26 protein-coding genes are annotated in these 24,271 nt (G+C 58.2%); 15 read left to right on the top strand and 11 right to left on the bottom strand.

All coding sequences use genetic code 11. From position 1 onward, the window contains the following. Positions 1 to 175 precede the first annotated feature (175 nt). From LXM96_RS15995 to LXM96_RS15975, 5 genes are all read left to right on the top strand, one after another. Positions 176 to 745: a DUF2585 family protein gene (locus LXM96_RS15995; RefSeq protein ID WP_239999549.1), complete on the top strand. Its 570-nt coding sequence runs from the start codon at positions 176 to 178 to the stop codon at positions 743 to 745. Positions 746 to 876: 131 nt separating this feature from the next. Then, positions 877 to 1,854 carry a cache domain-containing protein gene (locus LXM96_RS15990; RefSeq protein WP_239999548.1) on the top strand — a complete coding sequence of 326 codons (978 nt, stop codon included), beginning with the start codon at positions 877 to 879 and terminating at the stop codon, positions 1,852 to 1,854. Beyond that, positions 1,844 to 2,911: an ATP-binding protein gene (locus LXM96_RS15985; RefSeq protein ID WP_239999547.1), complete on the top strand. Its 1,068-nt coding sequence runs from the start codon at positions 1,844 to 1,846 to the stop codon at positions 2,909 to 2,911. Before LXM96_RS15990 ends, LXM96_RS15985 begins: the two co-directional genes overlap by 11 nt. A 251-nt stretch (positions 2,912 to 3,162) precedes the next feature. Beyond that, entirely contained in the window at positions 3,163 to 3,924 is a 762-nt protein-coding gene (locus LXM96_RS15980; RefSeq protein ID WP_239999546.1) for a fatty acid desaturase, read from the top strand. Between the two features lie 20 nt (positions 3,925 to 3,944). Next, on the top strand, positions 3,945 to 4,463 hold the full coding sequence (locus tag LXM96_RS15975; protein WP_239999545.1) for a sterol desaturase family protein: 519 nt from the start codon (positions 3,945 to 3,947) through the stop codon (positions 4,461 to 4,463). On the opposite strand, the gene LXM96_RS15970 is transcribed toward LXM96_RS15975, so the two are convergent. The 4 genes from LXM96_RS15970 to fni all read right to left on the bottom strand — a co-directional run bounded on the left by LXM96_RS15970 (position 4,464) and on the right by fni (position 9,180). Further along, positions 4,464 to 5,387 carry a phytoene/squalene synthase family protein gene (locus LXM96_RS15970; protein ID WP_239999544.1) on the bottom strand — a complete coding sequence of 308 codons (924 nt, stop codon included), beginning with the start codon at positions 5,385 to 5,387 and terminating at the stop codon, positions 4,464 to 4,466. Continuing rightward, positions 5,384 to 6,877, bottom strand: a complete 1,494-nt coding sequence (locus tag LXM96_RS15965; protein WP_239999543.1) for a phytoene desaturase — start codon at positions 6,875 to 6,877, stop codon at positions 5,384 to 5,386. The genes LXM96_RS15970 and LXM96_RS15965 overlap by 4 nt, the downstream gene beginning before the upstream one ends. Then, positions 6,874 to 8,049: a lycopene beta-cyclase CrtY gene (gene crtY / locus LXM96_RS15960; RefSeq protein ID WP_239999542.1), complete on the bottom strand. Its 1,176-nt coding sequence runs from the start codon at positions 8,047 to 8,049 to the stop codon at positions 6,874 to 6,876. The genes LXM96_RS15965 and crtY overlap by 4 nt, the downstream gene beginning before the upstream one ends. 99 nt (positions 8,050 to 8,148) lie before the next feature. Continuing rightward, a complete protein-coding gene (gene fni / locus LXM96_RS15955; RefSeq protein WP_239999541.1) occupies positions 8,149 to 9,180 on the bottom strand; it encodes a type 2 isopentenyl-diphosphate Delta-isomerase in 1,032 nt (343 codons plus the stop codon). A 163-nt stretch (positions 9,181 to 9,343) separates the two neighbouring features. On the opposite strand from fni, the gene LXM96_RS15950 reads away from it, so the two are divergent. Further along, positions 9,344 to 10,249, top strand: coding sequence for a polyprenyl synthetase family protein (locus LXM96_RS15950; RefSeq protein WP_239999540.1), 906 nt, complete (start codon positions 9,344 to 9,346; stop codon positions 10,247 to 10,249). Between the two features lie 7 nt (positions 10,250 to 10,256). On the opposite strand, the gene LXM96_RS15945 is transcribed toward LXM96_RS15950, so the two are convergent. The 5 genes from LXM96_RS15945 to pqqB form a co-directional block, all read right to left on the bottom strand. Beyond that, positions 10,257 to 11,213, bottom strand: coding sequence for a glycosyltransferase (locus LXM96_RS15945; RefSeq protein WP_394801974.1), 957 nt, complete (start codon positions 11,211 to 11,213; stop codon positions 10,257 to 10,259). Between the two features lie 450 nt (positions 11,214 to 11,663). After that, positions 11,664 to 12,830, bottom strand: coding sequence for a pyrroloquinoline quinone biosynthesis protein PqqE (gene pqqE, locus LXM96_RS15940; RefSeq protein WP_239999538.1), 1,167 nt, complete (start codon positions 12,828 to 12,830; stop codon positions 11,664 to 11,666). Then, positions 12,827 to 13,075: a pyrroloquinoline quinone biosynthesis peptide chaperone PqqD gene (gene pqqD, locus LXM96_RS15935; RefSeq protein ID WP_239999537.1), complete on the bottom strand. Its 249-nt coding sequence runs from the start codon at positions 13,073 to 13,075 to the stop codon at positions 12,827 to 12,829. The genes pqqE and pqqD overlap by 4 nt, the downstream gene beginning before the upstream one ends. 44 nt (positions 13,076 to 13,119) lie before the next feature. Beyond that, on the bottom strand, positions 13,120 to 13,878 hold the full coding sequence (gene pqqC / locus LXM96_RS15930; RefSeq protein WP_239999536.1) for a pyrroloquinoline-quinone synthase PqqC: 759 nt from the start codon (positions 13,876 to 13,878) through the stop codon (positions 13,120 to 13,122). Further along, on the bottom strand, positions 13,875 to 14,813 hold the full coding sequence (gene pqqB / locus LXM96_RS15925) for a pyrroloquinoline quinone biosynthesis protein PqqB (RefSeq protein ID WP_239999535.1): 939 nt from the start codon (positions 14,811 to 14,813) through the stop codon (positions 13,875 to 13,877). The genes pqqC and pqqB overlap by 4 nt, the downstream gene beginning before the upstream one ends. Before the next feature lie 440 nt (positions 14,814 to 15,253). On the opposite strand from pqqB, the gene LXM96_RS15920 reads away from it, so the two are divergent. Genes LXM96_RS15920 through LXM96_RS15895 form a run of 6 tightly spaced genes read left to right on the top strand, consistent with a single transcriptional unit; the run spans position 15,254 to position 20,254 of the window. Next, positions 15,254 to 16,432 carry an ABC transporter substrate-binding protein gene (locus tag LXM96_RS15920; protein WP_239999569.1) on the top strand — a complete coding sequence of 393 codons (1,179 nt, stop codon included), beginning with the start codon at positions 15,254 to 15,256 and terminating at the stop codon, positions 16,430 to 16,432. 23 nt (positions 16,433 to 16,455) lie between these two features. Further along, positions 16,456 to 17,433: a YVTN family beta-propeller repeat protein gene (locus LXM96_RS15915; RefSeq protein WP_239999534.1), complete on the top strand. Its 978-nt coding sequence runs from the start codon at positions 16,456 to 16,458 to the stop codon at positions 17,431 to 17,433. Between the two features lie 28 nt (positions 17,434 to 17,461). Next, complete coding sequence (locus tag LXM96_RS15910; RefSeq protein WP_239999533.1) at positions 17,462 to 17,941, top strand: cupredoxin domain-containing protein; 480 nt, start codon at positions 17,462 to 17,464, stop codon at positions 17,939 to 17,941. 23 nt (positions 17,942 to 17,964) lie between these two features. Further along, positions 17,965 to 18,750 carry an ATP-binding cassette domain-containing protein gene (locus LXM96_RS15905; protein ID WP_239999532.1) on the top strand — a complete coding sequence of 262 codons (786 nt, stop codon included), beginning with the start codon at positions 17,965 to 17,967 and terminating at the stop codon, positions 18,748 to 18,750. Then, positions 18,747 to 19,622, top strand: coding sequence for an ABC transporter permease (locus LXM96_RS15900; protein WP_239999531.1), 876 nt, complete (start codon positions 18,747 to 18,749; stop codon positions 19,620 to 19,622). The genes LXM96_RS15905 and LXM96_RS15900 overlap by 4 nt, the downstream gene beginning before the upstream one ends. Positions 19,623 to 19,639: 17 nt before the next feature. Further along, complete coding sequence (locus LXM96_RS15895) at positions 19,640 to 20,254, top strand: hypothetical protein (RefSeq protein ID WP_239999530.1); 615 nt, start codon at positions 19,640 to 19,642, stop codon at positions 20,252 to 20,254. A gap of 12 nt (positions 20,255 to 20,266) precedes the next feature. Here the strand turns inward: LXM96_RS15895 and LXM96_RS15890 are convergent, their stop codons facing one another. Then, positions 20,267 to 20,647, bottom strand: coding sequence for a c-type cytochrome (locus LXM96_RS15890; RefSeq protein WP_239999529.1), 381 nt, complete (start codon positions 20,645 to 20,647; stop codon positions 20,267 to 20,269). A gap of 499 nt (positions 20,648 to 21,146) precedes the next feature. On the opposite strand from LXM96_RS15890, the gene LXM96_RS15885 reads away from it, so the two are divergent. The 3 genes from LXM96_RS15885 to LXM96_RS15875 all read left to right on the top strand — a co-directional run bounded on the left by LXM96_RS15885 (position 21,147) and on the right by LXM96_RS15875 (position 23,657). Next, the gene (locus tag LXM96_RS15885; protein ID WP_317208259.1) at positions 21,147 to 22,142 is read left to right on the top strand and encodes an ABC transporter substrate-binding protein; all 996 of its coding nucleotides are present in this window, start codon (positions 21,147 to 21,149) and stop codon (positions 22,140 to 22,142) included. Between the two features lie 176 nt (positions 22,143 to 22,318). Then, a complete protein-coding gene (locus tag LXM96_RS15880) occupies positions 22,319 to 22,948 on the top strand; it encodes an ABC transporter permease (RefSeq protein ID WP_317208258.1) in 630 nt (209 codons plus the stop codon). Further along, positions 22,908 to 23,657, top strand: a complete 750-nt coding sequence (locus LXM96_RS15875; RefSeq protein WP_239999527.1) for an ABC transporter ATP-binding protein — start codon at positions 22,908 to 22,910, stop codon at positions 23,655 to 23,657. The genes LXM96_RS15880 and LXM96_RS15875 overlap by 41 nt, the downstream gene beginning before the upstream one ends. Before the next feature lie 36 nt (positions 23,658 to 23,693). Here the strand turns inward: LXM96_RS15875 and LXM96_RS15870 are convergent, their stop codons facing one another. Then, positions 23,694 to 24,044 carry a hypothetical protein gene (locus LXM96_RS15870; RefSeq protein ID WP_394801973.1) on the bottom strand — a complete coding sequence of 117 codons (351 nt, stop codon included), beginning with the start codon at positions 24,042 to 24,044 and terminating at the stop codon, positions 23,694 to 23,696. Between the last annotated feature and the right edge of the window lie 227 nt (positions 24,045 to 24,271).

Here is a 24,271-nt window from a genome sequence, read left to right as displayed (position 1 = left end):
AGCGCTACATCAAGCGCCTGCGCGCGTGTCGTTGTGACGTCATACCCTTTGCCTATCGCCATCCAAAGGCGGTGACCTTTTTGCTCCGCACTGGTTCAATGGTAAGTCGGCCCTATACTGTCGACTGGCTGCCAGCATGCACTTGAACGGTATCAACAAGGGGGAAGGAGAGGGGATGAGTGAAACTGGGGCTGTTGCGTCGCGAGGCAAAGCGAATGACAGCACGTCATACCGCCCCTATGTAGCCATCGCCTGCATAGTTCTTGCTCAGATCGCGGTTTTGCTTCTGCTTGAACGAGAATGGGTCTGCACTTGCGGGTCGATACAGTTCTGGCAGGGCACTTTGGATCCAGCCCAAAACTCCCAGCAACTTACGGATCCCTACTCCTTTCTTCACTTTGCATTCGGCTGCGGTCTGTATCTGTGGCTGCGGGCGATTAGGCCCCACTGGCACGGGGCGAAGCGTGCGGCCTATGCGGTACTGAGCAGCGCTCTGTGGGAGACGGTAGAAAACTTTCCGTTCGTCATCGAAATTTTTGGTACTGATGGGAGCGGTATGCATTACTCCGGCGATAGTATCGCCAATTCGCTTGGAGATACACTCGCTGTCGCTCTCGGTTTCGCGGCTTCCTCTCGTCTCCCCCGCTCCTTGACTTTCTGCGTTATCCTCGCAATGGAAGTGGCAACCTTTGCCCTGATTGGCGACAGCGCCATAACGACCCTATTTCGCATCAGCGTTTCGTGATTGCACAGCGTCGAACCTGATCCTTCCGATCTGCACACTCTACCAGAGGGGCGCGGTGTGAAGTTGCCTTGGCAAAGATGGCGCCCTATCTGTCAGAGACAGATCCCAAGAGCCTGGACGATTCGCACTCCATGTCAGTCAACTTTCGAACGATCGCGCTCTTGGTACTGTTCGGGATCATTCCCCTCTTGCTGGCCGCAGCCATTGTTGGACAGTTCTATATTCAGGAGAAACAGGCGGCTCTGGACGAGGAGTTGCACGAAACAGCCGGTTCTTTAGCCATTGCCGTCGCTCGCGAACTCGACAATCAGAAGTCCCTTTTATCCCTGATCACTGATAGTCCCCGCTTCGATCCGCCGATCCGACGAGCGGGGTTCGAGGAACTCGCTCAGCGGTTCCGAAAACGTATACCGCAGTGGGAAATGATCCACCTGGCAGGCACCGACGGCAAAATCCGTCTCAGGTCTCCCACAGCAACCGCAGATGCTGCCCCCTCGCCCAAGGACATGCGGAGTTTCGAACAAGCATTAGCGACGGACGAGCCCATAGTCGGCAACGTTCTGCGGACATCTCAAGATATGGTGACATTCGCCATTCGACAGCTGGTTGAGCGCCAGAAGGCTTCTTACGTGCTCTCCATCCTGATCAGGCCCGACGTTGTGGCGGATCTCCTGTTCAAGAACGGCCTTCCACCATCGTGGAATGCTTGGGTGATTGACGGAAATGGCAATCTTGTAGCCGCCACAAGCGCACCGCCGTCTCTTATAGGCACACCTGCCTCAGCGTTTTTCACGGCAAACGGGCCTACCGGGAACGCTGTCGCGGAAGGAATGCTTCGCAGCGGCGAACGCGTCCGCGTCGCGGGTTTTCCTGTTGCCGGAAGTGAATGGTCCCTCCAGGTCGCCATGCCTTTGCAGCTTCATCAGGAGGTTACCAGAGACTGGTATCGCCTACTCATTCCTATCGTAATCCTGATTGGCTTGCTTTGCGCACTGGCCATCGCTCTGCTCCAACGCGAACTGACGGCGAGACGGCGGCAGGCCGATACGTTAGCGGCGATGCAACGCATGGATGCTCTCGGTAAGCTAACCGGAGGGGGTGGCACATGACTTCAACAATCTCTTGATGGTGTTTCAAGGCGCAATGGAAGGTTTGAAGCGGCGCCGCAACGACGACACGAAATTCGCAGCGACGATGGACATGATGGCCGAGGGGATCGCACGGGGTAAGGCGATCACCGACAGGCTCCTCTCCTTCTCGCGTCGGTCAAATCAGGATGTGGAAACGCTCTTTCTTCAGGATCGCGTCGAGGAGTTCAAACAGTTGGTCTCGCAGGCGTTGACCGACCGGGTGACGGTCCGTATCGAACTTGATGATAATTTGTGGCCGGTGGCTGTGGATCGACAGGGACTGGAAATTGCCCTTATCAACCTCGCAACGAACGCGAAGGAAGCAATGCCGCAAGGGGGCAGATTGACGATCAGAGGGCGGAACGCCGACACGACCAGCGGCGCCTTCGTTACATTAACCGTGACAGATGAAGGCAACGGAATCAAGCCGACGGATTTAGATCGCGTTTTCGAGCCCTTCTTCACGACCAAGGGCGGGAAATCCATTGGGCTAGGTTTGAGCCAAGTCTATGGCTTTGCGAACCGAAATGGAGGCAAGGTCCGCGTTGACAGCATCGAGGGCGAAGGCGCATCATTCACGATCTATCTTCCCCGGTCCACGCGTTACGAGGAGGCGCGAAGACTTTCCTCGGCTGGCCCGGTAGGTCTTCCGAGGCGGATACTTCTTGTCGATGACACACCGGATACACTCGCGGCATGCAAGTTCGCGCTCGAAGCGGAAGGTGTTCAGGTTATAACTGCATCTGATGGCGTAGACGCACTGACGCTGATCAGCACAGACTCTACAATCCGGCACGTCCTGAGTGACGTCATGATGCCGAATATGTCCGGCCTCGAATTGGCCGATCGCCTGCGGAGGGACTACCCGGAGATCACGGTCGTCTTGATGACGGGCTACAGCGAGGCATTGGAGGCTGGAGTCCGGACGGACCGTCCGGTGGTCGCGAAACCTTTCGCGGTCAATGAGCTTGTGTCGGCCTTCGGTACGAGGTCCGCTGGCGTGGATAACGTGGTCGCCATTCGGCCAGCCCCCTAACATAATGCCGAGACAGGTAAGCGCGTTCTCAACGTCCAAAGATGCTGGTCGTCAATTGCAGCCATCATTGCTACACCGGCCCCAGCGTAAACTGGGGTTGTTCGTCCACCCGGCTGGCCTCAAAGCCGTTCGGGATGCCAGGTCTTGTCAGACCCGCTTCTCGGGTTAATTTAGCGAGTGATAAGGAGCTTTGCGCCCTGCACTAGCCCATATCAGCCAGCGGCCATGAGGGGCTGTAAGGATCGTAGAGGATGGTTTCTTCAAGAGCCGGCACTTCTATTGGTGCCAGAGACAGCGTTTGGGGCCTAGTTTTGGCAGGTACCATCGTCGTGTCCTGGATGGTCGTGCACATCACTTCCATCTTTTTTGTCGACTGGACTGTGCCTAGTCACTGGGCTGCGATCCCCTTCGTGGTTGCTATTCAGTGCTGGCTGAGTGTGGGACTGTTCATTGTCGCTCACGATACGATGCATGGCTCCCTTGCGCCGCAATTTTCCAAGCTCGATCGCGCTATTGGCCGATACTGCGTCTTCATCTATGCAGGCTTCTCCTACGACAAACTTTATCAGAGCCACCATGCGCATCATCGACACGCCGGAACTGTCGACGATCCTGACTTCGACGCGGAGCACCCTGACCGCTTTTGGCCCTGGTACTTCCGGTTCTTCCGTCATTATTTCGGCTGGCGTGAGTTTAGTGTGCTGACGGTTGCGGTGGTCATCTATCTGGTAATCCTGCGCGAGCGCTTCCCAGCTATGCTAGTCTTCTGGGCCTTGCCCGCCCTCCTGTCATCGGTGCAGTTGTTCTACTTCGGCACGTATCGCCCCCATCGAATCGAAGAAGAGACTTTCATTGATCACCACCGAGCGCGCAGTAACGATTTCTCGCCCCTTGTGTCGTTGCTGACTTGCTTTCATTTTGGATATCATCATGAACATCATGACGCACCTTGGGTCCCATGGTGGCAACTACCCGCACAGCGCCGACGTGCGCTTGATAGCAAAGCAGGCTGAGGGCCAGCATGGATAGCCTAGTGTATTATTTGGTTCCAACCCTCTTGGTCGTCGGCACCGTCCTCTTCATGGAGTGGTTTGCCGCTTGGTCCCACGAACACATTATGCACGGCTGGGGTTGGCGTTGGCACAAGTCACACCATGAACCTCATGATGAAACCCTCGAGAAGAACGATCTTTATGCAGTCATATTTGCAGCTTTCGCTGTGAGCCTGTTTTGGATCGGGTCGAACTGGTTCTGGCCCCTTTGGTGGATTGCGATTGGAATCTCGATCTACGGGGTTCTGTATTTCTTCATGCATGACGGCCTCGTCCATCAGCGCTGGCCGTTCAAATATGTCCCGCGGAAGGGATACCTGAAGCGCGTCTATCAGGCCCACCGCCTCCATCACGCAGTAGAAGGGCGCGATGGGTGCGTCTCCTTTGGCTTCGTTTACGCCGAGCCCGTGGACAAGCTCGTCAGCCAGCTCCAGCGAAACAAGCGGAAGCTTGATCCCGAAGCGTTGCAGGATGAAGAAGAGCGTGCTCTCACCGAGTAGTTAAGGCCGCTGCCATAAACCTGTGCGTGGTACGTCACGTCGAGCGAACCGTGTCCGGGCAACGTCGTTGAGAGCCAGACATAGCAAGGCGCCTTTCTCCACGTCCGTTGTGGATACTCGTTTATCCCAAGCCGCCGGTCCCCCAGCGCGAAGTTTGCCTCCTATCGCCCGGTAGACTCGCCGCGCCGTTGCAATCGCCCACGCCGAACGAGGGGGCAAGGCCGAAAGGCCGTGATAAGCTGATTGATAATAGCTTTCGGCGAGGTCGAGAAGTTCAAGAGCGGCTGCATGAAGGGCTATTCTCTGCGAAAGGTCCTCCGGATCAATTGCAACGATACCGTGCCGCGCGAGGATCTCGGCTGGAAGGTAAACGCGCCCCACGCGAGCATCTTCCACCGCATCCCGTGCAATGTTTGTGAGCTGGAACGCAAGGCCAAGGTCACAGGCGCGGTCAAGGGTCCGTGCATCACGAACGCCCATGATCATGGCCATCATCACTCCCACTACGCCGGCCACGTGGTAGCAGTAGTCCAGAGCATCCGACAGGGTTTCGTAGTGACGTTGAGTCACATCCATCTCGAAGCCGGCCAGCAATTCCTCGACGTGCCGCAACGGGATCTGGTGGCGATCAACAACCCGGCGAAGCGCCTCAAAAACCGGCTCATTCGCCCGCTTGCCTTCAAGGGCAGCCGCAGTGTCTCGCCGCAAGAGATCGAGACGGTGCATTTGTTCGGTGCGGTAATTTTCCTGCTGGTCATGGCCCAGGGTTTGGCCGTCAACGACGTCGTCGCAGTGGCGACACCAGGCGTAGAGCATGACTGCATCTTCACGGGTCCGCCTGTCAAACAACCGAGCAGCCGCCGCGAAGCTTTGGGAGCCTTTGGCGATCGCGCGTTCGCTGCTGGCTATAATCGCATCACTCATGGCTCAGCGTCCTTGATCATCAGGCTCGCCGTCGCCTTCGCCGATCCGACCACACCTGGAATGCCTGCGCCTGGGTGGGTGCCGGCTCCTACAATGTAGAGGTTGGAGATCTGATCGTCGCGATTATGCGGCCTGAAAAAGGCGCTCTGGGTGAGGATAGGCTCGACCGAGAAGGCGGAGCCGAGGTGGGCATTGAGCTCGTCGCGGAAGTCAAAGGGGGTGAAGTGCCGCACCGTCACCAGGTCCTCAAGAAGTCCGGGAATATATCGATCATTGAGGTACTTGAGGATGCGATCGCGATATTTCGGTCCTTCGACGCTCCAGTCAATGTCCGCGGTGCCGAGATGCGGTACTGGAGACAGCACGTAATAGGCGCTCGAACCGGGCGGCGCTAGACTGTTATCGGTCACCGAGGGGGCGTGAAGGTAAAGCGAAAAATCGTCCGCGAGTGAATCTGCGCCGAATATTTCAGAGATCAAATCGCGATAGCGGGCCCCGAACAGAACCATGTGGTGCTTGAGCTCGGGGTGGGTTGTCTTGAGACCGAAGTAAATGACAAAGAGCGACATGGAGAAGCTCTTCTTTTCCAGTGAACGGCTGTTCGATTCCCCACGCGCGGTCCCGCGCAGCATGTGCTTGTAAGTGTGAACCACGTCAGCGTTGGATGCAATTTGGCCGAACACATGGCGGCTTCCATCCTTTAGAACAACGCCGGTGACGCGGTCCTCCTGAGCCTCGATGCGGTCGATCTCTGTGTTGAGATGCAAAGTGCCTCCGAGGTCCTCAAAGAGCTTTACCATGCCGGCAATCAAGGCACCGGTGCCGCCCTTGGCGAACCAGACGCCCCCCTTGCGCTCGAGTGCGTGGATCAGTCCATAGATGGAGGAGGTCCGGAAGGGGTTGCCGCCGACCAGCAGCGAGTGGAAGCTGAACGCCTGGCGGAGCTGATCGTCTTTGATGAACTGGCTGACTTTGGAATAGACGCTCCGATGGCTTTCGAGCCGCATGAGCTGCGGGGCCACCTTGATCATCGACCAGAAGTTGAGGAAAGGCACCGTGCCGAGCTTTTCGTAGCCTTCCCGGTAAAGATCCTCCGAGTAGGCGAGGAAGCGGCGGTACCCTCCTACATCCTCGGGCGATTTTTCGCCGATCTGCCGGTCGATCTCAGCCTGATCGTTTGCATAGTCAAACCGGTAGCCGTCCTCCCAGCACAACTGGTAGAAGGGGGTAACCGGAAGCAGGGTGACGTAGTCTGAGAGGACTCGTCCCGAGAGGGCCCAAAGCTGTTCAAGGCAATCCGGATCCGTGATGACGGTGGGTCCCGCGTCGAAGGTGAAGCCGTCATCGGTATAGACGTAGGCCCGCCCGCCTGGCTTGTCGCGCTTCTCGTAGATTGTCGTTTGGATGCCCGCGCTTTGCAAGCGGATGGCGAGCGCAAGCCCGCCGAAGCCGGCACCGATCACGGCCGCTGTCTTTTCGTGGTTCGTCATGGGAGTCCGTTTTTCAGCAAAGGCGCCTCGCGCAGACAAGCGAGGGCACGGTGAACGGGGACGGGTGGTTTGCCGACCAGAATACGGGCTATATCATAGCCGCTCGTGCGACCGGCATAGAAGCGCTCGATCAGCGGTGTCGGCAGCCTGTAAAATCGCTCGAGCACCAGATGGCGACGCTCGGGACGCGCCGCTAGGAAGAGCATCCGGTTTAGCATTCGGTAAAATCGCTGCCTGCGGTGCTGACGAGCAGCGTGTTGCCGGATCGCTTTTGCCAGTTGCTCGCTGTTGCTGGGCCAGTTCTCTGCCACCAGGTTGGCAACCCGCACAGCATCCGGCAGGCTGTAACCGGTAGTGGGATGGAAAAGACCCGCACGCATGCCGGCTTGGGGGATATCTGATGGCAGTTCCGACCAGAACCGGTCGAAGTCATGTGCTAGTGCGATCGGCAGCACACCTTGTTCCCTGCGAATGACGTGGTCGATCGACCACCCCTGCGTGGAGGCATAGCCATTGACGTCTCCGACCAGCGCCGTCTCGTCCATTTCTGCCACGTCGGAATAGCGGGTGTCCTCGATCAGCACCCGTGTCGGCGATTGCGGCAGCAGGTAGAGAAAACGATAGCCATCCCGTTGATCCACCGTTGCATCCATGATGACAGGGTGAGCCAGCCCGTGCGGCTCTCGAAGCTCTACCTCAAGGCCGACGAACTTCTGGTAACCGAGAACCAGACCGTTGCTTGGTCGGTAGCCTCGGCAGTCGACAACGCAAGAGGCCAGCTGCACTGTTCCGTCTGCCAAAGCGACATGATGTCCAGACAAGGATGCTACCGGCGTAGCTAACCTCAACTCAACATTGTCGAGCCCTGCGATAGCGGCAGCTACCGAGGCTGAAGTAAGAGAGGAGTAGCCGGAGGGAAGATGGCGCCGGTAACGCGGAAACCGCACCGCCTGGCCATCCCAACGGCGCGCGATTAACGGTTTGAGCCATGTAAAATCGGAAACGTCCACGTCAGCATCGTGAAACGACCACGTGTGCTCCCCAAAGGGCGTGTCCCTTGCCTCCAGAATCAGGATCGGCAAACCTTCGGTGGCGAGGGAAAGGCGTTGGGCAACAAGAGCGCTCGCAAGGCCAGCGCCTACGAGGACGAGTGGGGACGGGACCTTAGACAAAGGACGCGCTCCCACGGCTCTCGTCGGAGTGCAACGAGGGATGCCGACACGATTGGCTGGAAGTTGCGGCCATTCGGCTCGTCTGTCCGACTGCACAGGTCATCCGTGGAACGGGGGGGCCTCCAGCTTTGCGACCCGAAGGTCCGCCAGGTTTGAAGATCCGGTGCAGAAGCACGCCACCCGCAATTGTGCGGACATGATCCCAAAGTGTTCCACCACGTCTTCGGGCGAGGTCGTGGCCGACCGGAGTACGGAAGCCGCTTGTCCCACCAAGTCCGCGCCCATTCGTATGGCCTTCGCCGCGTCGACGCCGGTGCGAATGCCACCTGAGCCGATGATGAAGATGTCCGGCCTCGCCTGCCGGAGAGCCGAGATGGCGAACGCGGTGGGCTGGCCCCAGTCGCTGAACGCGGAAGCGACTGCAGCCTCTGCGGACGTTCCGGCACGTTGCGCTTCAACGGCGGCCCAACTGGTACCCCCTGCTCCGGCGACGTCGATGATGTTGACGCCTAGGGTGGCGAGCCTATTCGCAACGGCTGGAGAGATCGCTGACCCCACCTCTTTTATCACCACAGGTACCTTTAGGCCGCAGCAGAGTTCTCCGATCTTGTCGGTGAGCCCCCTCCAGTCACGGTCACCCTCCGGTTGCACCGCCTCCTGCAAGGGATTGAGATGGATGATCAATGCATCCGCATCGATCATCTCCACGGCCTTGCGGGCGTGACCTATGCCGTAGCCGGTGTTTAGCTGCGCCGCTCCAATATTTGCAAGAATTGGGACCGACGGCGCGAGGCGCCGGAGCTCGAGGTTCATGCCCCAGTCAGCGTCCGTGTCGATAGCGATCCGTTGAGATCCCACCGCGAACGGAATTCCGATGTCCTCGCAGGCGATAGCGATATTGTGATTTATCCGCTGAGCCTTCTCTGCTCCCCCCGTCATCGAACTAACGAGGAACGGTGCGGAAATCCGCTTTCCGAGAAAAACTGTAGATAAATCAATGGCCGCCATGTCGATTTCCGGCAGAGCCACATGCTCGAACCGGACTGTTTCGAAACCTGTTCGAATGCTCCCAGAAACGGCGTCACCAGCCAAAACAATGTCCAGATGCTGATTTTTTCGTTCAGCGAGCATTTGGTCCTTTCATCCGGCCATAGGTGCCACAGATACAATTGCATAACCGGCAAGCCGGCGTTAGCAATATGATATAGGTTAGGCTCGCCAAATGTCCTGTACACGGACTCAGATTTCCCTTCCCTCCGATGAAACGTCGAACCGGGATCTGCAGATAATCTGGATGCAGAAGAACTCACCACAGGATAGCCTTCGTCTCACCCTCGCCGATCTGAAGGCAAGGATCGACGACAGACTTCAGGTCCTCCTGGAAAGTGGAGGATATGCGCCGCCAAATCTGATTGCTGCGATGAGACACGCGCTGCTTGGCGGCGGCAAGAGGTTCCGGCCGCTTCTCTTCGTTCTTACCGTTCGGCGAAGAGATCAACTGCAAGCGTCGATCGATATCGGATGCGCGATTGAGATGGTCCACACTGCCTCGCTGATCCTCGATGATCTACCCTGCATGGACGACGCCGATCTGAGGCGCGACAAGCCGACAACCCACAGGGCCTTCGGTCAAGCGACAGCCATTCTCGCCGCTATTTCTCTCCTGACCCGAGGTATGAACATCATCGCCGCGGTTGACAACGTCCACGGCGACATTCGGGCGCGGCTTGTTGCCATCTTGAGCGAGGCCGTAGGCCAAACCGGGCTGGCTGCTGGTCAAGAGGTCGATTTGCGAGGTATTCCCCACCAGTTAATGCATGTGGAGCAGAAGAACTGGCTCAAGACAGGCAAGCTGTTTGCTGCCATGGCCGAAATGGCATCCGTCCTAGACGACCGATCGGACGAGCAGGCTGAAGCGTTAGGCGAACTCGCCTTTCATGTGGGATCGGCGTTCCAAGCACTCGATGACCTATTGGACGCGACGGCCGTCAGCAGCTTGCTCGGCAAGGACATCGGCAAAGACCTCGGGAAGAGTTCAATGGTCAACGATAGAGGTGAAGCGGCTACCCGGCGGTCTTACATGTTCCACTTCGACGCGGCCAACGCTGCCGTATCCCGTTGTGGCGTCGAGGAGGAGGCCCTCCGGCTGCTATTGGGCTCGATACATCAGTTGGCCTTGCGGCAAACCTCGGCTGCATGACGAGGCGTCAGCGTGCGATCGGCTCCGCCTCCACGCGTTGCCTGACTGCAGACTCGATAATACTGGCAGCCCTCCGCAATCCTCCGGCCGTTGTGATGGATCCGCCTATGTCTTTCGCCCTTTTGGCATAGCCGGTATCGGATAGCAGCTTGGCGAGTGCCTTTCGTATCTTCCCCACCGTTATCAGATGGGGCGACAGGCGTAATCCCGCGCCGTGGTGAATGATGCGAGCCGAGACACCAGGTTGGTCAAACGCAATCGGGAGTGCGAGCAATGGCTTTCCGAACTCCAGCGCATCCATGACAGTGTTAAGGCCTCCATGCGTGATGCACAGATCTGCGCGCTCCATTACCGCCCTCTGCGGCGCAAAATCGGTAACCCAAGTTGCGCCCACTGCAGCCGCCTGCCTCTTGCTCAATCCGCCGCAATGAGCAACCAGCAACTGCACACCAAGCTGCCGGCAAGCCGTCGCCGCCGATCGAAACAGTCGGTATCGGTGGCCCTGCAGTGTCCCGAGCGACATGAAGACAAACGGTTTTTCGGGGTCCACCTGATACGGGAGATCCATAGACGGGTTCTCGTCCCGTAACGGTCCGAGCAGGTGGAGGGTACCGCTGTTGGCGGTGCGAGGAAACTCGAAACTCTCGGTGGTCTGAGCGATGGTGGCACGATCCGACAGACAGGACTGGAGGTCTTCGAAGGCTCCTTCAAGACCGAAGTGAGCCGCCCACCGTCGGATCAGGCGCCGTTGCTCACTCAGCAACAGCCGGGCGACCCGCTCACCTCCTTGGTTCCTGCGGATGCCACCTGGACTTGTGTCGTACGGCCAGGACAGAAAGGGGAGCGGGATCCCCACATCCCGCTCAATGGGAAGCGCGCAGGCGATCGACACGAATGGTAGGTGGAGGTATCGTGCAACAAGCCCTGCCGCCGGTTCCATCTGGTCTCCGATGATCGCTTCCACACCGAGCTTTCTCAAATGTGCCGGTGCGTGCCGACATAGAGACTCGGACAGCAGGGAACCATCGTGGACAGTCCGGAGAATGCCGAGCGGACCACCAGGCTTTGATGCGCGAGCAATCACCCCATCCAACTGACGGTCGTCTGTCCCTTCAACAGCGTGGACAGGGAAACGTGCCGAGACATGTTTCTCGGCCCCCTTGTTCATCAGAAAGCTGATGCGGTGTCCTCTGCGCGCAAGTTCGTCTCCTATGGTTTCGAACGCCCTGATATGACTCTTGAAAGGAGGGCAGATGAGAGCAAAGTGCATAGGGGATTCCATTCGTTAGCGGTCTCCACGAGCAGTTGCAGGAATCATCTGTCGAAAACAGAATGGTCGCATGGAAACTTGTCCGAGATGAGACTGCGCCCGGTGCGATAGTAGCGGCATCTGTGAGTTGATCGCCTATCTCGCTTACTCGTTTGAAGCGACGGCAGCATCCCGGTAATAGACTTTACCGTCTTCTGATGCCGACCGGGTGGTTGGTGACGGGCTACTGATACGCCTGTATCGGAAGCCTGCATCTTCGGCTGCCATGGCGTCTTCGATCAACAGGGCCATTCGGCCGTGATGGGGTGATCTGGAACAGGCCGGATCGGTGGCTTCAGCACTGCCAGCGACAGCCATGGCCTGACAGCGGCATCCGCCCCAGTCGATCTCCTGACGTTCGCAACTGCGGCAGGGCTCGCTCATCCAATCGGTGCCGCGAAAGGCATTGAAGGCGGGGGAGTGAAGCCAGATTTCGGCAAGGCTTTTGTCTCCGAAGCGTTCGAAGACAAGGTGGGGAATGGTCCCAGCGGCGTGGCAGGGAAGGACGCTGCCATCGGGAGCAACCACGAAGGCATCGCGTGCCCATCCGCCCATGCAGGGCTTGGGATAGATCGCAAAATAATCCGGGGTGACGAAATCGATGGCAAGAATTCCGTAGAGGTCCTCCTGGGCCTGGCGTACGATCTCAACCTGACGCTCCACAGAACCGCGATCCGGCATCAGCGCATTCCGGTTGAGAAGCGCCCAGCCTGCATACTGCACATTGGCAATCTCCAGGCGCTCCGCATCCAGAGCTAGGGCAAGATCGATGAAGGCTGGCACCTCCTCGATGTTGTGCCGATGGATGGGAGCATTGACCGTCAGCGGCAACCCGGCGGCGCGCACGCGCCTTGCCGTCTCCATCTTCTTTTCGTGGGCGCCGCGGTGGTTGCCGATCTTTTCGGTCGTTTGAGGAAAGGCGCCTTGAAAGCTGACCTGCACGTGATCGAGCCCGGCTCGGGCAAGCGCCTCTATACGTCCCTCGGCGATCCCAACGCCTGCCGTGATGAGGTTGGTATAGACGCCGCGCTTGGCCAACCGCTCGACGAGAACCTCCAGGTCCGGGCGCAAGGTCGGTTCCCCGCCCGACAAGTGAATTTGCAGCACCCCAAGATCCGCCGCCTGATCAAACAAGGAAAGCCAGGCTTCCGTCGTCATTTCACGATTGGCCTTCAGGAGTTCGACGGGGTTGGAGCAGTAAGCGCACAGCAGGGGGCAGCGGTGGGTGAGCTCTGCCAACATGCCGATGGGTGGAAGTACAGTCGTGTTCATAGCGTCACCAAAGACCTGTCGGACCACTCCTGCAGAAAGCTCTCCAGGTCCGATGCAATTTCCTCGGGCCGCGCCTCATACTGAGAAGCCAAGGTTCCCAAGATCTGATGGACGGCCCGTTCACCATCGCACAGGCGCAGAATGTCCAGGCTGGTTTCGTCGGGCCAGAATACTTTCTCGGGCGACAGGAGGGCCCAAGCCTGTCGGACTGGATCATATTGCAGGCGCACGTAAGGTTTCAGCATGGGTCTGCAGTCTGCCGTCAACATCCTGCGCTCTCGTGGCGGCATCATTGTGACCGCCCCGGGGCGAAGGCGCCGGGCGGTACTCGGCCATGCTCTCCATAGGCTTGTTCCAACGCGTCGAGCATTGCCCACAACACGTCACATTTGAAGATCAGCGCATTGATCACCGCCTGTTGCTTTTCCGGCGTGTCGGCTTGGGCGAGAACGTAGGCAAGAGCAAAATCGGAATCGCGTGATGCCTGTGCTGGCCGGGGTCTGAAATACTCTAGTATGTCGTCGGTGATATAATCGTACTTCGCCAGCATTGCCGGCACGCGTTCGCTAATGATGACCGGGGAGAAAAGCTCCGTCAGCGACGAGGCGACCGCTTCCAGCAGGCTTCGCTCGGTGCAGAAGGAAAGATATGCGCCCACGGCGAAGCGTGTCGCCGGCAGCGCGCCCTTCTGGCTCTTCACCAACTCGCCATCGAGTCCGAGCCCGGTTGCAAGCTTTAACCAACGGGCGATGCCGCCGTTCCACCCATCGGTCCCGTCATGGTCCTCGATCCGCTTGCGCCATTCGGCCCGGAATTCCGGATCCTCGGCACGGGCCAGTATCATGGCATCCTTCCGCGGGATGACAGACTGGTAACAATACCGGTTCAAGGCCCATGCCTGCAGTTGCTCCTTCGACAGGGCACCCGCCGTCATCTGGTGATGCAGCGGGTGGCGGTTGTGGTAACGGCTGGCGCCGACGTCGCGCAAAATCTTCTCCAGGCCTTCCGGAGAGAGACCACCTTTTGCCGCGTCAGCAAATTCGTTCAAAGTGCAATCTCCATTCCATCATAACCTACCTCCCAACCGGTCTCTCGCACCCATGCCGCTTCCAGCGACCGCTCATCCAGAATGGGATTGGTGTTGTTGATATGAACATAGATCCGGCGTGCAATGTCTACGTCAGCAAGAGCCGCCGCCGATCCGTCTGGACCGGAAATGTGCAGATGCCCCATTCGTTGACCCGTCTTCGGTCCGACGCCGGAATCGATCATCTCACCGTCCGTATAGACGGTGCCATCAAAGAGTAGACAGTTGGCTTCATGGAGGCGCTGCTTGAGGTCGCCGTCAACAGCGGCGCAACCGGGAACGTAGAAGGCGGCGGCCTGAGCGGCTTCGGACCAGATCCTCAAGCCGATCGTGTCGCCGGTCTTGGTGCCGAACCCGGTGTCGGCGTAAGCTGGATCCTCAAGAAAAAGCGCCACCTTCCCGGGAACGGCAAATGCCTCAACCGTCAATCCCGTTGAAGCGCCGTGCGAGGACAGTATGGATGTCGGCTCGTTGAGCACAAGCTCCCGCCGCACGACTAAAGAACGATCGAGGACGTTGAAGATCGAGTTCTGCTCCAGCACCTCCAGAACGCGGCGCGTGGCATAAATCACAAAGGCTTGGCGCTCCCGCAGGCTAAGAAGCCCAGCGATATGATCGACATCGGCGTTGGTCAGAACGATAGCCGAAATTGGCGTGGAGCGAAGCGGTGCGTCTTCAGCCGGTTGTAGCTCTGGCGTGGATGCGATCTGCTCACGGATATCCGGTGAGGCATTAAAGATGATCCAGTCTGTGCCGTTTGCACAAGCCGCAAGGCTGGACTGGGTTCTGGGCTTGACGCCCTCTACGCCTTTACGCGCCGCTCGACTCAAATCAAAGTTACAGTTCCACTGGGGAAAGCCGCCACCCGCGGCGGATCCCAGGATCTTCAACCGCATGAAGCCTCCCTGTCAAGGCGGTTGCCGTGGTGCACCAGAGTGCACGTCCAGACCGGATCCGTCTCACCCGCGAAAGCGGATGAGACGGTGAAGATGTGGCTACTTCTTGGCAGGCAACTGTGCCGGAAAGTAGCGGGACATTTCCATTCCTACCGCAACGGTGCACATTGCTGGCTTCTTCCATGTCTTCTTCATGTTGTTCCTCCTTCCACGGGGTAGCCGTTTTGCGGCCAGTGTCATCATACGCTGAATGACGAATGATCCAAGCCCCTCGCGATTCACGAAATCTTGGGCAGCTCGGTCCTGTCTTGCGGGTTGATTATTCATCGCCGTCGGCTACCTTGATTGCGGCACCGAAATTCTCATCAGATCCGACCGCGGTTGGACCTGGGCTTCGTTCATGGAGGTATCCGGTGCCGCTTCTCTTCCTGCCGCTCATCATGACCGCCTTCGCAGCCATTGGCCATTCGGAAGCTCTAGCGCAGCAGCCGGTCCAGGAGCCACTGCAGGTCCGGCTCGGTTATCTTCGGGCCTATGAGCCCCAGCTTACACTGTCTGTGCTCGACCTTGCGCCGCGGGATGAGGGAGTTGCAGGCGCAAATGTGGCGATAGCCGACAACAATACGACAGGCAGCTTTCTCGGTCAGGCCTATGGCCTTGATGTCGTGGAGGTGAAGCTTGATGATGACATCACGGCCGCAACGGAAGAACTCATTGCGAAAGGGGTGGACTACATCCTGATGGATGTCTCCGCTGAACAGCTTCTGTCGATCACTGACCTGATCTCCAATCGCGACGCGTTGGTTTTCAATATCGGCGCCACCGATGATCGCCTGCGTGAGGAGGCGTGTCACTCGCGTATATTTCATACCGCACCTACACGCACCATGCTTGCCGACGGGCTAGTTCAATACCTCATCTGGAAGCAGTGGCGCCGTTGGGTGCTGATCCACGGGTCCCACGATCGTGACAAGCTCTTCGCCGACGCTCTTCGCCGCGCGGCCGAACGCTTCGGCGGCGAGATCCTGCTGGAAAAGGAGTTCACTGACACGGGAACCGCTCGCAGGACGGATTCGGGCGTGGTCCAGATCCAGCGCCAGATGCCGGTGTTTACACAGGATTTTCCGGAGCATGACGTCGTTCTCGTGGCCGATGAGAGCGAGGTATTCGGCACCTATGTGCCCTACCGAACCTGGACCCCTCGGCCTGTCGCCGGCACTGCCGGACTCATACCTTCCGCATGGCATCCGGCCAGCGAACAGTGGGGCGGTACTCAGATCCAGAACCGGTTCGCCAAGGCCAATGGCAGACGGATGCTGTGGAAGGACATGGCTGCCTGGACGGCAGTGCGAGTGGTCGGCGAAGCTGTGACGCGTACCCAGAGCGCGGAGACCCAGAAGACAGCAGAGTACCTGCGAAGCCCCGATTTCTCTATCGCCGCGTTCAAGGGCCAGAAGCTGACCTTTCGCACGTGGAATGGGCAGTTGCGCCAGCCGATTTTTCTTGGCGATGGGCGCTCGGTCGTGTCGACGTCGCCGCAGGAGGGATTTCTGCATCAGGTTTCTGAACTCGACACGCTCGGGGTCGATCAACCGGAAACTCAATGCGTACTGGACTGAAAACGACTGAGGAGGGATCTGGAATGCTTGGAAGACTGAGTTGCTTATCGAGCGCGCTAGCTTTGGCAACCGGCGTTGCGACGCCTGCCTCTGCTTATATGGTCTATGTTTCGAACGAAAAGGACAACACAGTTACGGTGGTGGATTCGGAGACGATGGAAGTCGTCCAGACGATCGAGGTCGGCCAGCGGCCGCGTGGAATCACCATCTCGCATGACGGCAAACTCATCTACCTTTGTGCCAGCGACGACGACACGATTGAGATTATCGATACGGCGACGAACCAGATCGTCGGCTCCTTGCCTTCGGGACCTGATCCGGAGCTCTTCGTACTCTCGCCCGATGGCGGGACACTCTATGTCGCGAACGAGGACGACAATCTGGTCACCGTCATCGATCTCGATAGCAAGAGCGTAGTGGCCGAAATTCCTGTCGGCGTGGAGCCCGAGGGCATGGGGATCAGCCCGGACGGCAAGGCCATGGTCAATACGTCCGAGACAACCAACATGGCGCATTTCATCGACACGGCCACGAACGAGATCACGCACAACGTGCTCGTCGATTCCCGTCCGCGGTTCGCCGAGTTCAAGCCGGACAATTCGGAGGTCTGGGTCAGCGCCGAGATCGGCGGCACTGTTTCGGTGATCGACAATGAGAGCCGCGAGATAAAGCAGAAGATCAGCTTCGAGATTCCGGGCCTTCGTTCCGAAGCCATTCAACCTGTCGGGGTCCGGATCACGGCGGACGGCAAGAAGGCCTATGTGGCGCTTGGTCCGGCCAACCGCGTCGCTGTGGTGAACACGGAAACCTATGAGGTCGAGAAATACGTACTGGTCGGGCAACGTGTCTGGCAGCTTGCCTTCACGCCGGACCAGAAGACGATCATCAGCACCAACGGCGTCTCAAACGACATTACCTTCATCGACGTCGCAACGGACGAGCCGGTTCAATCGGTGACGGTTGGCGCGCTTCCCTGGGGAGTGGTGGTGTCGCCGCAATAGTTTAGGTTTTTTCAGGAGGAGGCATCAAATGAAGTACTATCGGAAACTGTCTCTCGCAGCCTTCATGGGGATCGCGTTGTCGGCAACGCCGGCTTTCTCTCAAGATGCCGATGACGATGATGCGCCGGCTCCCGCTGCTACGGCGACAGAACAGGTGACGCGGGCTAGCAAGGACGTACCCGAACTCGTGCTTGGATCAGCCGAAGATAGCTTCACGGTAAACCAGAAGGACTTCGAACTGATTGCGGGCCAGGGCTATCGTTGGAAAATCACGTCTGCGGCTGGCTTGGAGTACAAGTTCCATACTGACCTGTTTCGCAATGTGTGGATGAACCAGATCGTGATCAACGACCTCGAAGTGCACATGAACGGGGCGCCGGCATGGCTGGAGTTCGATGCGGAAGGAACGATGCAGGTGCAGTTCACGACCGTCCGACCCGGCACCTACACATGGTCGGTCCCCGATCTCGCCGACAGGGGCATGCGGGGAACGATCACCATCAAATAGTCGGGAGCGAGAAAGGCGGGATCATGCAGCATGTGAAGGCGGATAAAGCCATGGTCCCGCCCGGCGCGCTGGAGGTTTCAGCGGTAAGCCACGCCTATGACCGCAAGCCGGTCTTGTCAGACGTCTCCTTCAGGATTGCGGCGGGACAGTTTACCGTTCTGCTCGGGCTGAACGGAGCTGGAAAGACGACGTTGTTCTCGTTGATCTGCCATCTCTTCGATGTTCGCCAGGGCGTGATCCGCATCTTTGGTCATGACATCGTGAGGCAGTCGAAGCAGGCGCTTGGCAGATTAGGGATCGTCTTCCAGGCCCGCACGCTGGACCTGGATCTGAGCATCTACGAGAATCTCGCTTATCATGCGTCACTACATGGGATCGGACGGAGTGCCGCCAAGGAGCGGATCGGAGCGATGCTTGCCCAGGTCGGCATGCACGATCGCCTGCACGACAAGGTGCGAGCGCTTTCGGGCGGCCAGATGCGTCGCGTGGAAATCGTGCGGGCATTGCTGCACCGTCCGCCGCTGCTCCTGCTGGACGAGGCAACGGTCGGGCTCGACATTCAGTCGCGGGGAGAGATCCTTGCGACGATACGCACCCTCGTGGCGACCGAGGGGATGAGCGTTCTTTGGGCAACTCACCTGATCGATGAGGTGGATGCAAATGACCACGTCGTTCTGCTGCATCACGGGCGGTTGCTCGCCGACGGTCCCGTTTCAGATCTCGTTGCCGTCACAGGGGCGGAGGATATTGGTCAAGCCTTTGCTGTCCTAACCCAATCTGCCTCGCAGGCGCAGGAGGTGGGCAGATGATGTCGCCACTAGAATCGGACATCCGAGTGAGCGACAACAGAGGCAAGCGGTTGGGGTTCGGTCTCGGCAACTATCTCATCTGCTTCTATGGCATCGTCTTCAGAGAGGCTCTCCGCTTTCTCAATCAGCGCGAGCGCTTCATCTCGTCGCTTGTCCGCCCGTTGTTGTGGCTCTTCGTGTTCGCAGCCGGCTTCCGGCAAGTGCTCGGGGTGTCGATCATCCCCCCATACAAGACCTATGTACTTTACGAGGTCTACATAACGCCCGGTCTGTGCGGCATGATCCTGCTGTTCAGCGGCATGCAGTCTTCGCTGTCCATGGTCTATGACCGGGAGATGGGTAGCATGCGAACCCTCCTGGTCAGCCCTTTTCCCAGATGGTTCCTGCTGGTGTCGAAGCTTCTCGCTGGCGTCGCCGTCTCCATCCTGCAGGTTTACGTGTTCCTTGCTGTTGCGTGGTTCTGGGGCGTCAAACCGCCCGCAATCGGGTATCTGTTCATTCTGCCGGCGCTGTTCCTGGCTGGCGTAATGCTGTGTTCGCTCGGCATGCTGCTCTCCTCGCTGATCAAGCAGCTCGAGAACTTTGCCGGCGTGATGAACTTTGTGATTTTCCCGATGTATTTTGCCTCGTCGGCGCTCTATCCGCTCTGGCGGATCCAGGAGGCAAGCCCGCTCCTCCACAAGATCTGCTTAGCCAATCCTTTCACGTACGCCGTCGAACTGGTTCGCTTTGCCCTGTACGGACAGGTCGACTGGCGGTCGCTTGTAGTCGTCGTCGGTTGTAGCCTGCTGTTTCTGGGCGGCGCAATTTTCGCCTACGACCCGTCCAAAGGCCTGCTCAGCCGCAGGCGAGATGGAGGAGGAAACTCATGATAATGTCACGAGCTACGATGAGGTTTGTCGTTGTGACCGTCTTCTACGGTGTCTTGTGGACGACAGTCCCCGCGGCGCAGGGGGACGATCCTGACTGGCCCTGCATCCAGCGCAAGGTGCCGGAACTTTCATTCGGTCAGATCTGGAACGGTCCCGAGCTAGCGCCCAATGCTGCGGATTGGGCGAAGGACACCGACGTTGCGCAACTCGTCATGGAACTCGCGGCTCGACGGATTCCACTGGCCGAGGCAGAACACAGGATCGAAGATTTTTCCGCAATGCTGGCGCCGGAGGAGCGCTACACACAGCTGTCGAAGCTCATGCAGGGGTTGTTCGACCACATGAACCGCGAGCGCTCCCAGGTCATGAGCGGCATCGGCCGCTATGCCCATGCCCAACGAGAGATAGCTGCCGCGTTGCGCCAGGATGCCTCGGAAGTTGATAAGCTGCGGGGGCAAGCGAACGCAAACGCGAATGAGATTGCCGTTCGAGATGAGCAACTCATCCTCAAGACGAGGATATTCCAGGAGCGTGTGCAGTCTCTCACCTTCGTCTGCGAGGTGCCGACCTTGATCGAACAGCGATTGTACGCACTCGCTAAGGCGATCTCGCAGACGTGGGAAAAACGGTAGCCGAGGCTTACACTACTGGGAGAACTGCTTCAGATAGGCGATAACGTTGGCAAGGTCCTCATCCTTCTTCAGGCCGACAAACGCCATTTTGTTGCCTCTGATGTATCCCTTGGGGTCGCGGAGATAAGCGGTCAAAGTTTCATCGTTCCAAACCAAGCCGCTCTCGCCGGCCGCAGTCATCGCCTTGGAGTATCGGAAACCTTCGTGCGTGCCGGCGGTGCGGCCGACCACCCCATTCAATGAGGGCCCGATCTTGTTGGTGTCAGCGTCCACGACGTGACAAGCTTTACATTTGGCGAAGACCTTCTCCCCAGCCGACGCATCTTGCGCCAGACAGTGACCTGCCGATGCGACAATGAGGCCGACGGCTCCTACCAAAACAGCAACTTGCATTCTACTTCCTCCCGAAGTTCGCGCGCTGCTCGGCACTGCCAACAGAGTTTCTTGAGCAATACCCGCTGAACGAAGTTAGGCTTTCGGCATGACGTGTCAACAGACGTCGGGAGCGCCGAGTGCCAAGGGCGGCGCCCGTTGACGGCGACTTCTCCCCGGCTTATTCTGAGAGCCTGGCACTTCACTGGGCACCTTGAAGGCCATCGTCGAGAACGTGCGCAGCATGAAGCTCGGCTTTTCTATGCGCAGTCGCTGCGGGAAGGTGCTCCGTGAACCTCGTCGACCTCATCATTACCGTTTGTCTTCTGGCCAGCCCGAACAGCTGTCGCGATGAGCACCTCTATTTCGAGAGCCAAGGTTCTCTTCTCCACTGCATGACGTCGGCGCCCAGTCATATCGCACGATGGTCGCAGAGCAGACCGCGATTCAGGATCATGCGCTGGAGATGTGTCTATCCCGACAAGGGCCGAGATATCTGAAGCCACGTTCAGAAGGGGGGATGATGCAGATTTCGAAACGGGAACTGGGTGGTCTCGCACTGGGGCTGATGGCGACGACCTTGGGGCGGTCGGTAATGGCCACACCCGACCTTCCGCGGGTAAAGGTGGGCGTATTGAAGTTCGGCACCGTTAGCTGGGAGTTAGATAGCGTCAAACATCACAGGTTCGACCAGGCCAACGGCATCGAGTTGAAGGTCTTGGATTTTGCGGGGGAAGATGCGACGAATGTAGCGATGCTTTCGGGGGATTTGGACGTGATTGTCTCCGACTGGCTCTGGGTCTCCCGCCAAAGGTCGGAGGGCGAGGCATTGACGCTTGCGCCATATTCGACAGCGGTCGGTGCGATGATGGTCAAGCAAGAGTCGGAAATTTCCAGCCTTGAGGATTTGAAGGGCAAGAAGATTGGTGTTGCTGGCGGACCTTTGGACAAGAGCTGGTTGCTGATCCAAGGGCTTGCACGACAAGATCATCAGTTGGATCTGGCGACGGAGGCAGACGTCGTTTACGGCGTGCCTCCCTTGCTCTCAGAGAAGGCCCTTTCCGGCGAACTGGATGCAGTCCTCAACTTCTGGCATTTCTGTGCGCGATTGGAGGTCAAAGGTTTCCGAAGGCTTATCGGGGCTGAGGATGCGGCTCGCGCCCTGGGGGCGTCGGGCCCGGTCTCAGCGCTTGGATATGTCTTTCGCGAGGCGTGGGCCGAAGAGAATCGCGCCGTTGCCATGCGGTTCCTCAAGGCAAGTGCCCAGGCAAAGGCGCTCCTGGCCACTTCTGATGCGGAGTGGGTGCGCCTTGCGCCTCTGGTGAGAGCGAATGGCCGTGAGCTTGAGGTGCTACGCGACCGGTATAGGGAGGGGATTCCGCGTCGTCCTGTTGCTGAGGAGGAAGTGGATGCCGCCCGACTCTACGAGGTTCTGGCAGGATTGGGCGGAGAGAAGCTGGTAGGAAAGGCGCGGGAATTGGCGCCGGGAACCTATTGGGCAGCGTTAAAGGCATGAGCTTTGACGAACACTTGAAGGGTGGAAAGGAGACCGACCGTCCTCACCGCCGCGGATTGCTCCCGATCGCGACAACAGCAGCATCCCTGATCGCACTTTTTGTGGTGTGGCACCTAGTGTCGAGCATCTGGCCGAGCCGCGCGCTGCCGCCTCCGATGGTCGTATGGGAGACCACCTTGAGCGAACTCAAAAGTGGCGACCTCGGCTATCATTTAATGATGACGCTGTGGCGCGTTGGTGCGGCCTATGTTGTCGCGATGGTTATCGGAACGGCCGTGGGCGTTGCTCTTGGCCGGTATCGAAGACTCGATGCCTTTTTCGATCCCTGGCTTATTCTGTTTCTCAACATCCCCGCCTTGGTGATTATTATTCTCGCCTACATCTGGTTCGGCTTGAGCGAGACTGCCGCAATCGGCGCAGTGGCGGTAAACAAGATCCCCAACGTCGTCGTCACAATGCGTGAAGGTGCCCGTGCGCTGGATGATCGTTACATGGACATGGCGCGTGTCTATCACCTCAGCGCCCGCGATCGCCTGCGCCACGTTCTCATTCCGCAGCTTCAGCCGTATCTTGCAGCAGCGTCCCGGTCGGGCATAGCACTGATCTGGAAAATCGTCCTTGTGGTGGAACTGCTGGGGCGCTCGAACGGCGTCGGCTTTCAGATCTACCTTTATTTCCAGATCTTCGATGTAGCAGGAATACTCGCCTACACATTGGCTTTCGTTCTCCTGATGTTGATAATCGAACTCCTCTTGGTGCAGCCCGTTGAACAGCACGCAACCCGTTGGCGCCGCCGCCTCGCTTAAGGTCGCAATCTACGAGAAGACGTTTCATTCCTCGCAGGGCGTCAGGATTGACGTGTTGCGGGATCTTTCGTTCGAGGTTCGGGGGAGGGAGTTCGTCTGCCTTCTGGGACCTTCTGGATGCGGCAAGACAACGACATTGCGTATATTGCTGGGGCTTGACCGGGAGTATTCCGGCACTGTCAATGTGTCGGCCGACGCCTCACATCGCACTGCGGCAGTTTTTCAGGAGCCTGTTCTCCTGCCTTGGCGGACGGTGGAGCAGAACATCCGGTTGACCTTACCTGCCGCGCTGAAGCAGACGGCATTCAATGACCTGCTGGAAATTCTAGGCCTTTCGGGCCTGGAGACGCTTTACCCCGCGGAGCTTTCCTTGGGGCTTGCGCGGCGAGTCGCGCTTGCCCGTGCCTTTGCTACGCAGCCGGCTATACTGTTCCTGGATGAACCGTTTGTATCGCTCGACGAGCCCACCGCTGATCGGCTGCGAAGTCTTTTGATGGCCATCTGGGCGGCACGACCGACGACGGCACTGATGGTGACGCATAATTTGCGGGAAGCGCTGCTGCTGTCAGACCGCATCATCATGCTGTCACCAAAGCCGGCGCACGTAGCGGGGGTGTTCGAGGTCGCTGTTCCCCGTTCTGCTAGGGACAGAGAAGCCATTGAAGACATGGTGCTCGCCTTTCAGGACCGGTTTTTCGGCGCGACCTGACCCTTGGGCGAACCTGGCAACTGGATTGGTCACCTTTTAAAAACAGCGGACGTCCGCCTCTGCTTGAGCCCTGCGCAGGTCACTGGTCGCAGATCTGGCCGCAGCGCTGTGGCGGAACAAGACGCCTCGCTCGCCGATCATGAGGCCAAGGCTTTTGAAAGTCTCGGCCTCTTCGTAACGCGAATAGGGTACGATGGATGCGATGACATCAATCGAGCAGGAGCAATTCTCCAGTGACTGCCGCGAATTGCCGTTGGCCTTCATGCATCCAAAGACGTAGTCCACCACCGTAACCGTCGGATAACTGCCTGCGGCCGAAGCGTTCCCGGCATACATGAGCACCGATAGGAGACCGATAGTCTTGATCCAGTTCTTAGCGATGGTCATAACGCTTCTCCTTGCCGTTCCGATGCTGCGGTTGCGTTGCAAGACTTAACATGCCGATTACAATAGCATTTATGAGTATTGCTTCAACCGTACGATGATTTTTCGGCTATTGCGTGACTTGCTGCATAGCAATATAGATATCGCGTTGCAGCATATTGATGTATTTAATCTTGCCTAGTTAAGAAAGCTGCCCTATGATTGTTTATGTCTTTCGTCTTCAAGACTTT

It is taken from the genome of Rhizobium halophilum (assembly GCF_021648825.1).
GTDB classification, from domain to species: Bacteria; Pseudomonadota; Alphaproteobacteria; order Rhizobiales; family Rhizobiaceae; genus Neorhizobium; species Neorhizobium halophilum.
This window is presented reverse-complemented; position numbering and strand designations above follow the sequence as displayed.

Excerpts from the sequence above, each read along its gene's own strand:
- LXM96_RS15920 (WP_239999569.1), top strand. The coding sequence starts at position 15,254 with ATGACCGCCTTCGCAGCCATTGGCCATTCGGAAGCTCTAGCGCAGCAG.
- pqqE (WP_239999538.1), bottom strand. The coding sequence starts at position 12,830 with ATGAACACGACTGTACTTCCACCCATCGGCATGTTGGCAGAGCTCACC.
- LXM96_RS15870 (WP_394801973.1), bottom strand. The coding sequence starts at position 24,044 with ATGACCATCGCTAAGAACTGGATCAAGACTATCGGTCTCCTATCGGTG.
- LXM96_RS15950 (WP_239999540.1), top strand. The coding sequence starts at position 9,344 with ATGCAGAAGAACTCACCACAGGATAGCCTTCGTCTCACCCTCGCCGAT.
- pqqD (WP_239999537.1), bottom strand. The coding sequence starts at position 13,075 with ATGCTGAAACCTTACGTGCGCCTGCAATATGATCCAGTCCGACAGGCT.
- pqqB (WP_239999535.1), bottom strand. The coding sequence starts at position 14,813 with ATGCGGTTGAAGATCCTGGGATCCGCCGCGGGTGGCGGCTTTCCCCAG.
- LXM96_RS15895 (WP_239999530.1), top strand. The coding sequence starts at position 19,640 with ATGAGGTTTGTCGTTGTGACCGTCTTCTACGGTGTCTTGTGGACGACA.
- LXM96_RS15900 (WP_239999531.1), top strand. The coding sequence starts at position 18,747 with ATGATGTCGCCACTAGAATCGGACATCCGAGTGAGCGACAACAGAGGC.
- LXM96_RS15915 (WP_239999534.1), top strand. The coding sequence starts at position 16,456 with ATGCTTGGAAGACTGAGTTGCTTATCGAGCGCGCTAGCTTTGGCAACC.
- LXM96_RS15990 (WP_239999548.1), top strand. The coding sequence starts at position 877 with ATGTCAGTCAACTTTCGAACGATCGCGCTCTTGGTACTGTTCGGGATC.
- LXM96_RS15970 (WP_239999544.1), bottom strand. The coding sequence starts at position 5,387 with ATGAGTGATGCGATTATAGCCAGCAGCGAACGCGCGATCGCCAAAGGC.
- LXM96_RS15885 (WP_317208259.1), top strand. The coding sequence starts at position 21,147 with ATGATGCAGATTTCGAAACGGGAACTGGGTGGTCTCGCACTGGGGCTG.
- LXM96_RS15890 (WP_239999529.1), bottom strand. The coding sequence starts at position 20,647 with ATGCAAGTTGCTGTTTTGGTAGGAGCCGTCGGCCTCATTGTCGCATCG.
- LXM96_RS15905 (WP_239999532.1), top strand. The coding sequence starts at position 17,965 with ATGCAGCATGTGAAGGCGGATAAAGCCATGGTCCCGCCCGGCGCGCTG.
- LXM96_RS15995 (WP_239999549.1), top strand. The coding sequence starts at position 176 with ATGAGTGAAACTGGGGCTGTTGCGTCGCGAGGCAAAGCGAATGACAGC.
- LXM96_RS15980 (WP_239999546.1), top strand. The coding sequence starts at position 3,163 with ATGGTTTCTTCAAGAGCCGGCACTTCTATTGGTGCCAGAGACAGCGTT.
- LXM96_RS15910 (WP_239999533.1), top strand. The coding sequence starts at position 17,462 with ATGAAGTACTATCGGAAACTGTCTCTCGCAGCCTTCATGGGGATCGCG.
- fni (WP_239999541.1), bottom strand. The coding sequence starts at position 9,180 with ATGCTCGCTGAACGAAAAAATCAGCATCTGGACATTGTTTTGGCTGGT.
- LXM96_RS15965 (WP_239999543.1), bottom strand. The coding sequence starts at position 6,877 with ATGACGAACCACGAAAAGACAGCGGCCGTGATCGGTGCCGGCTTCGGC.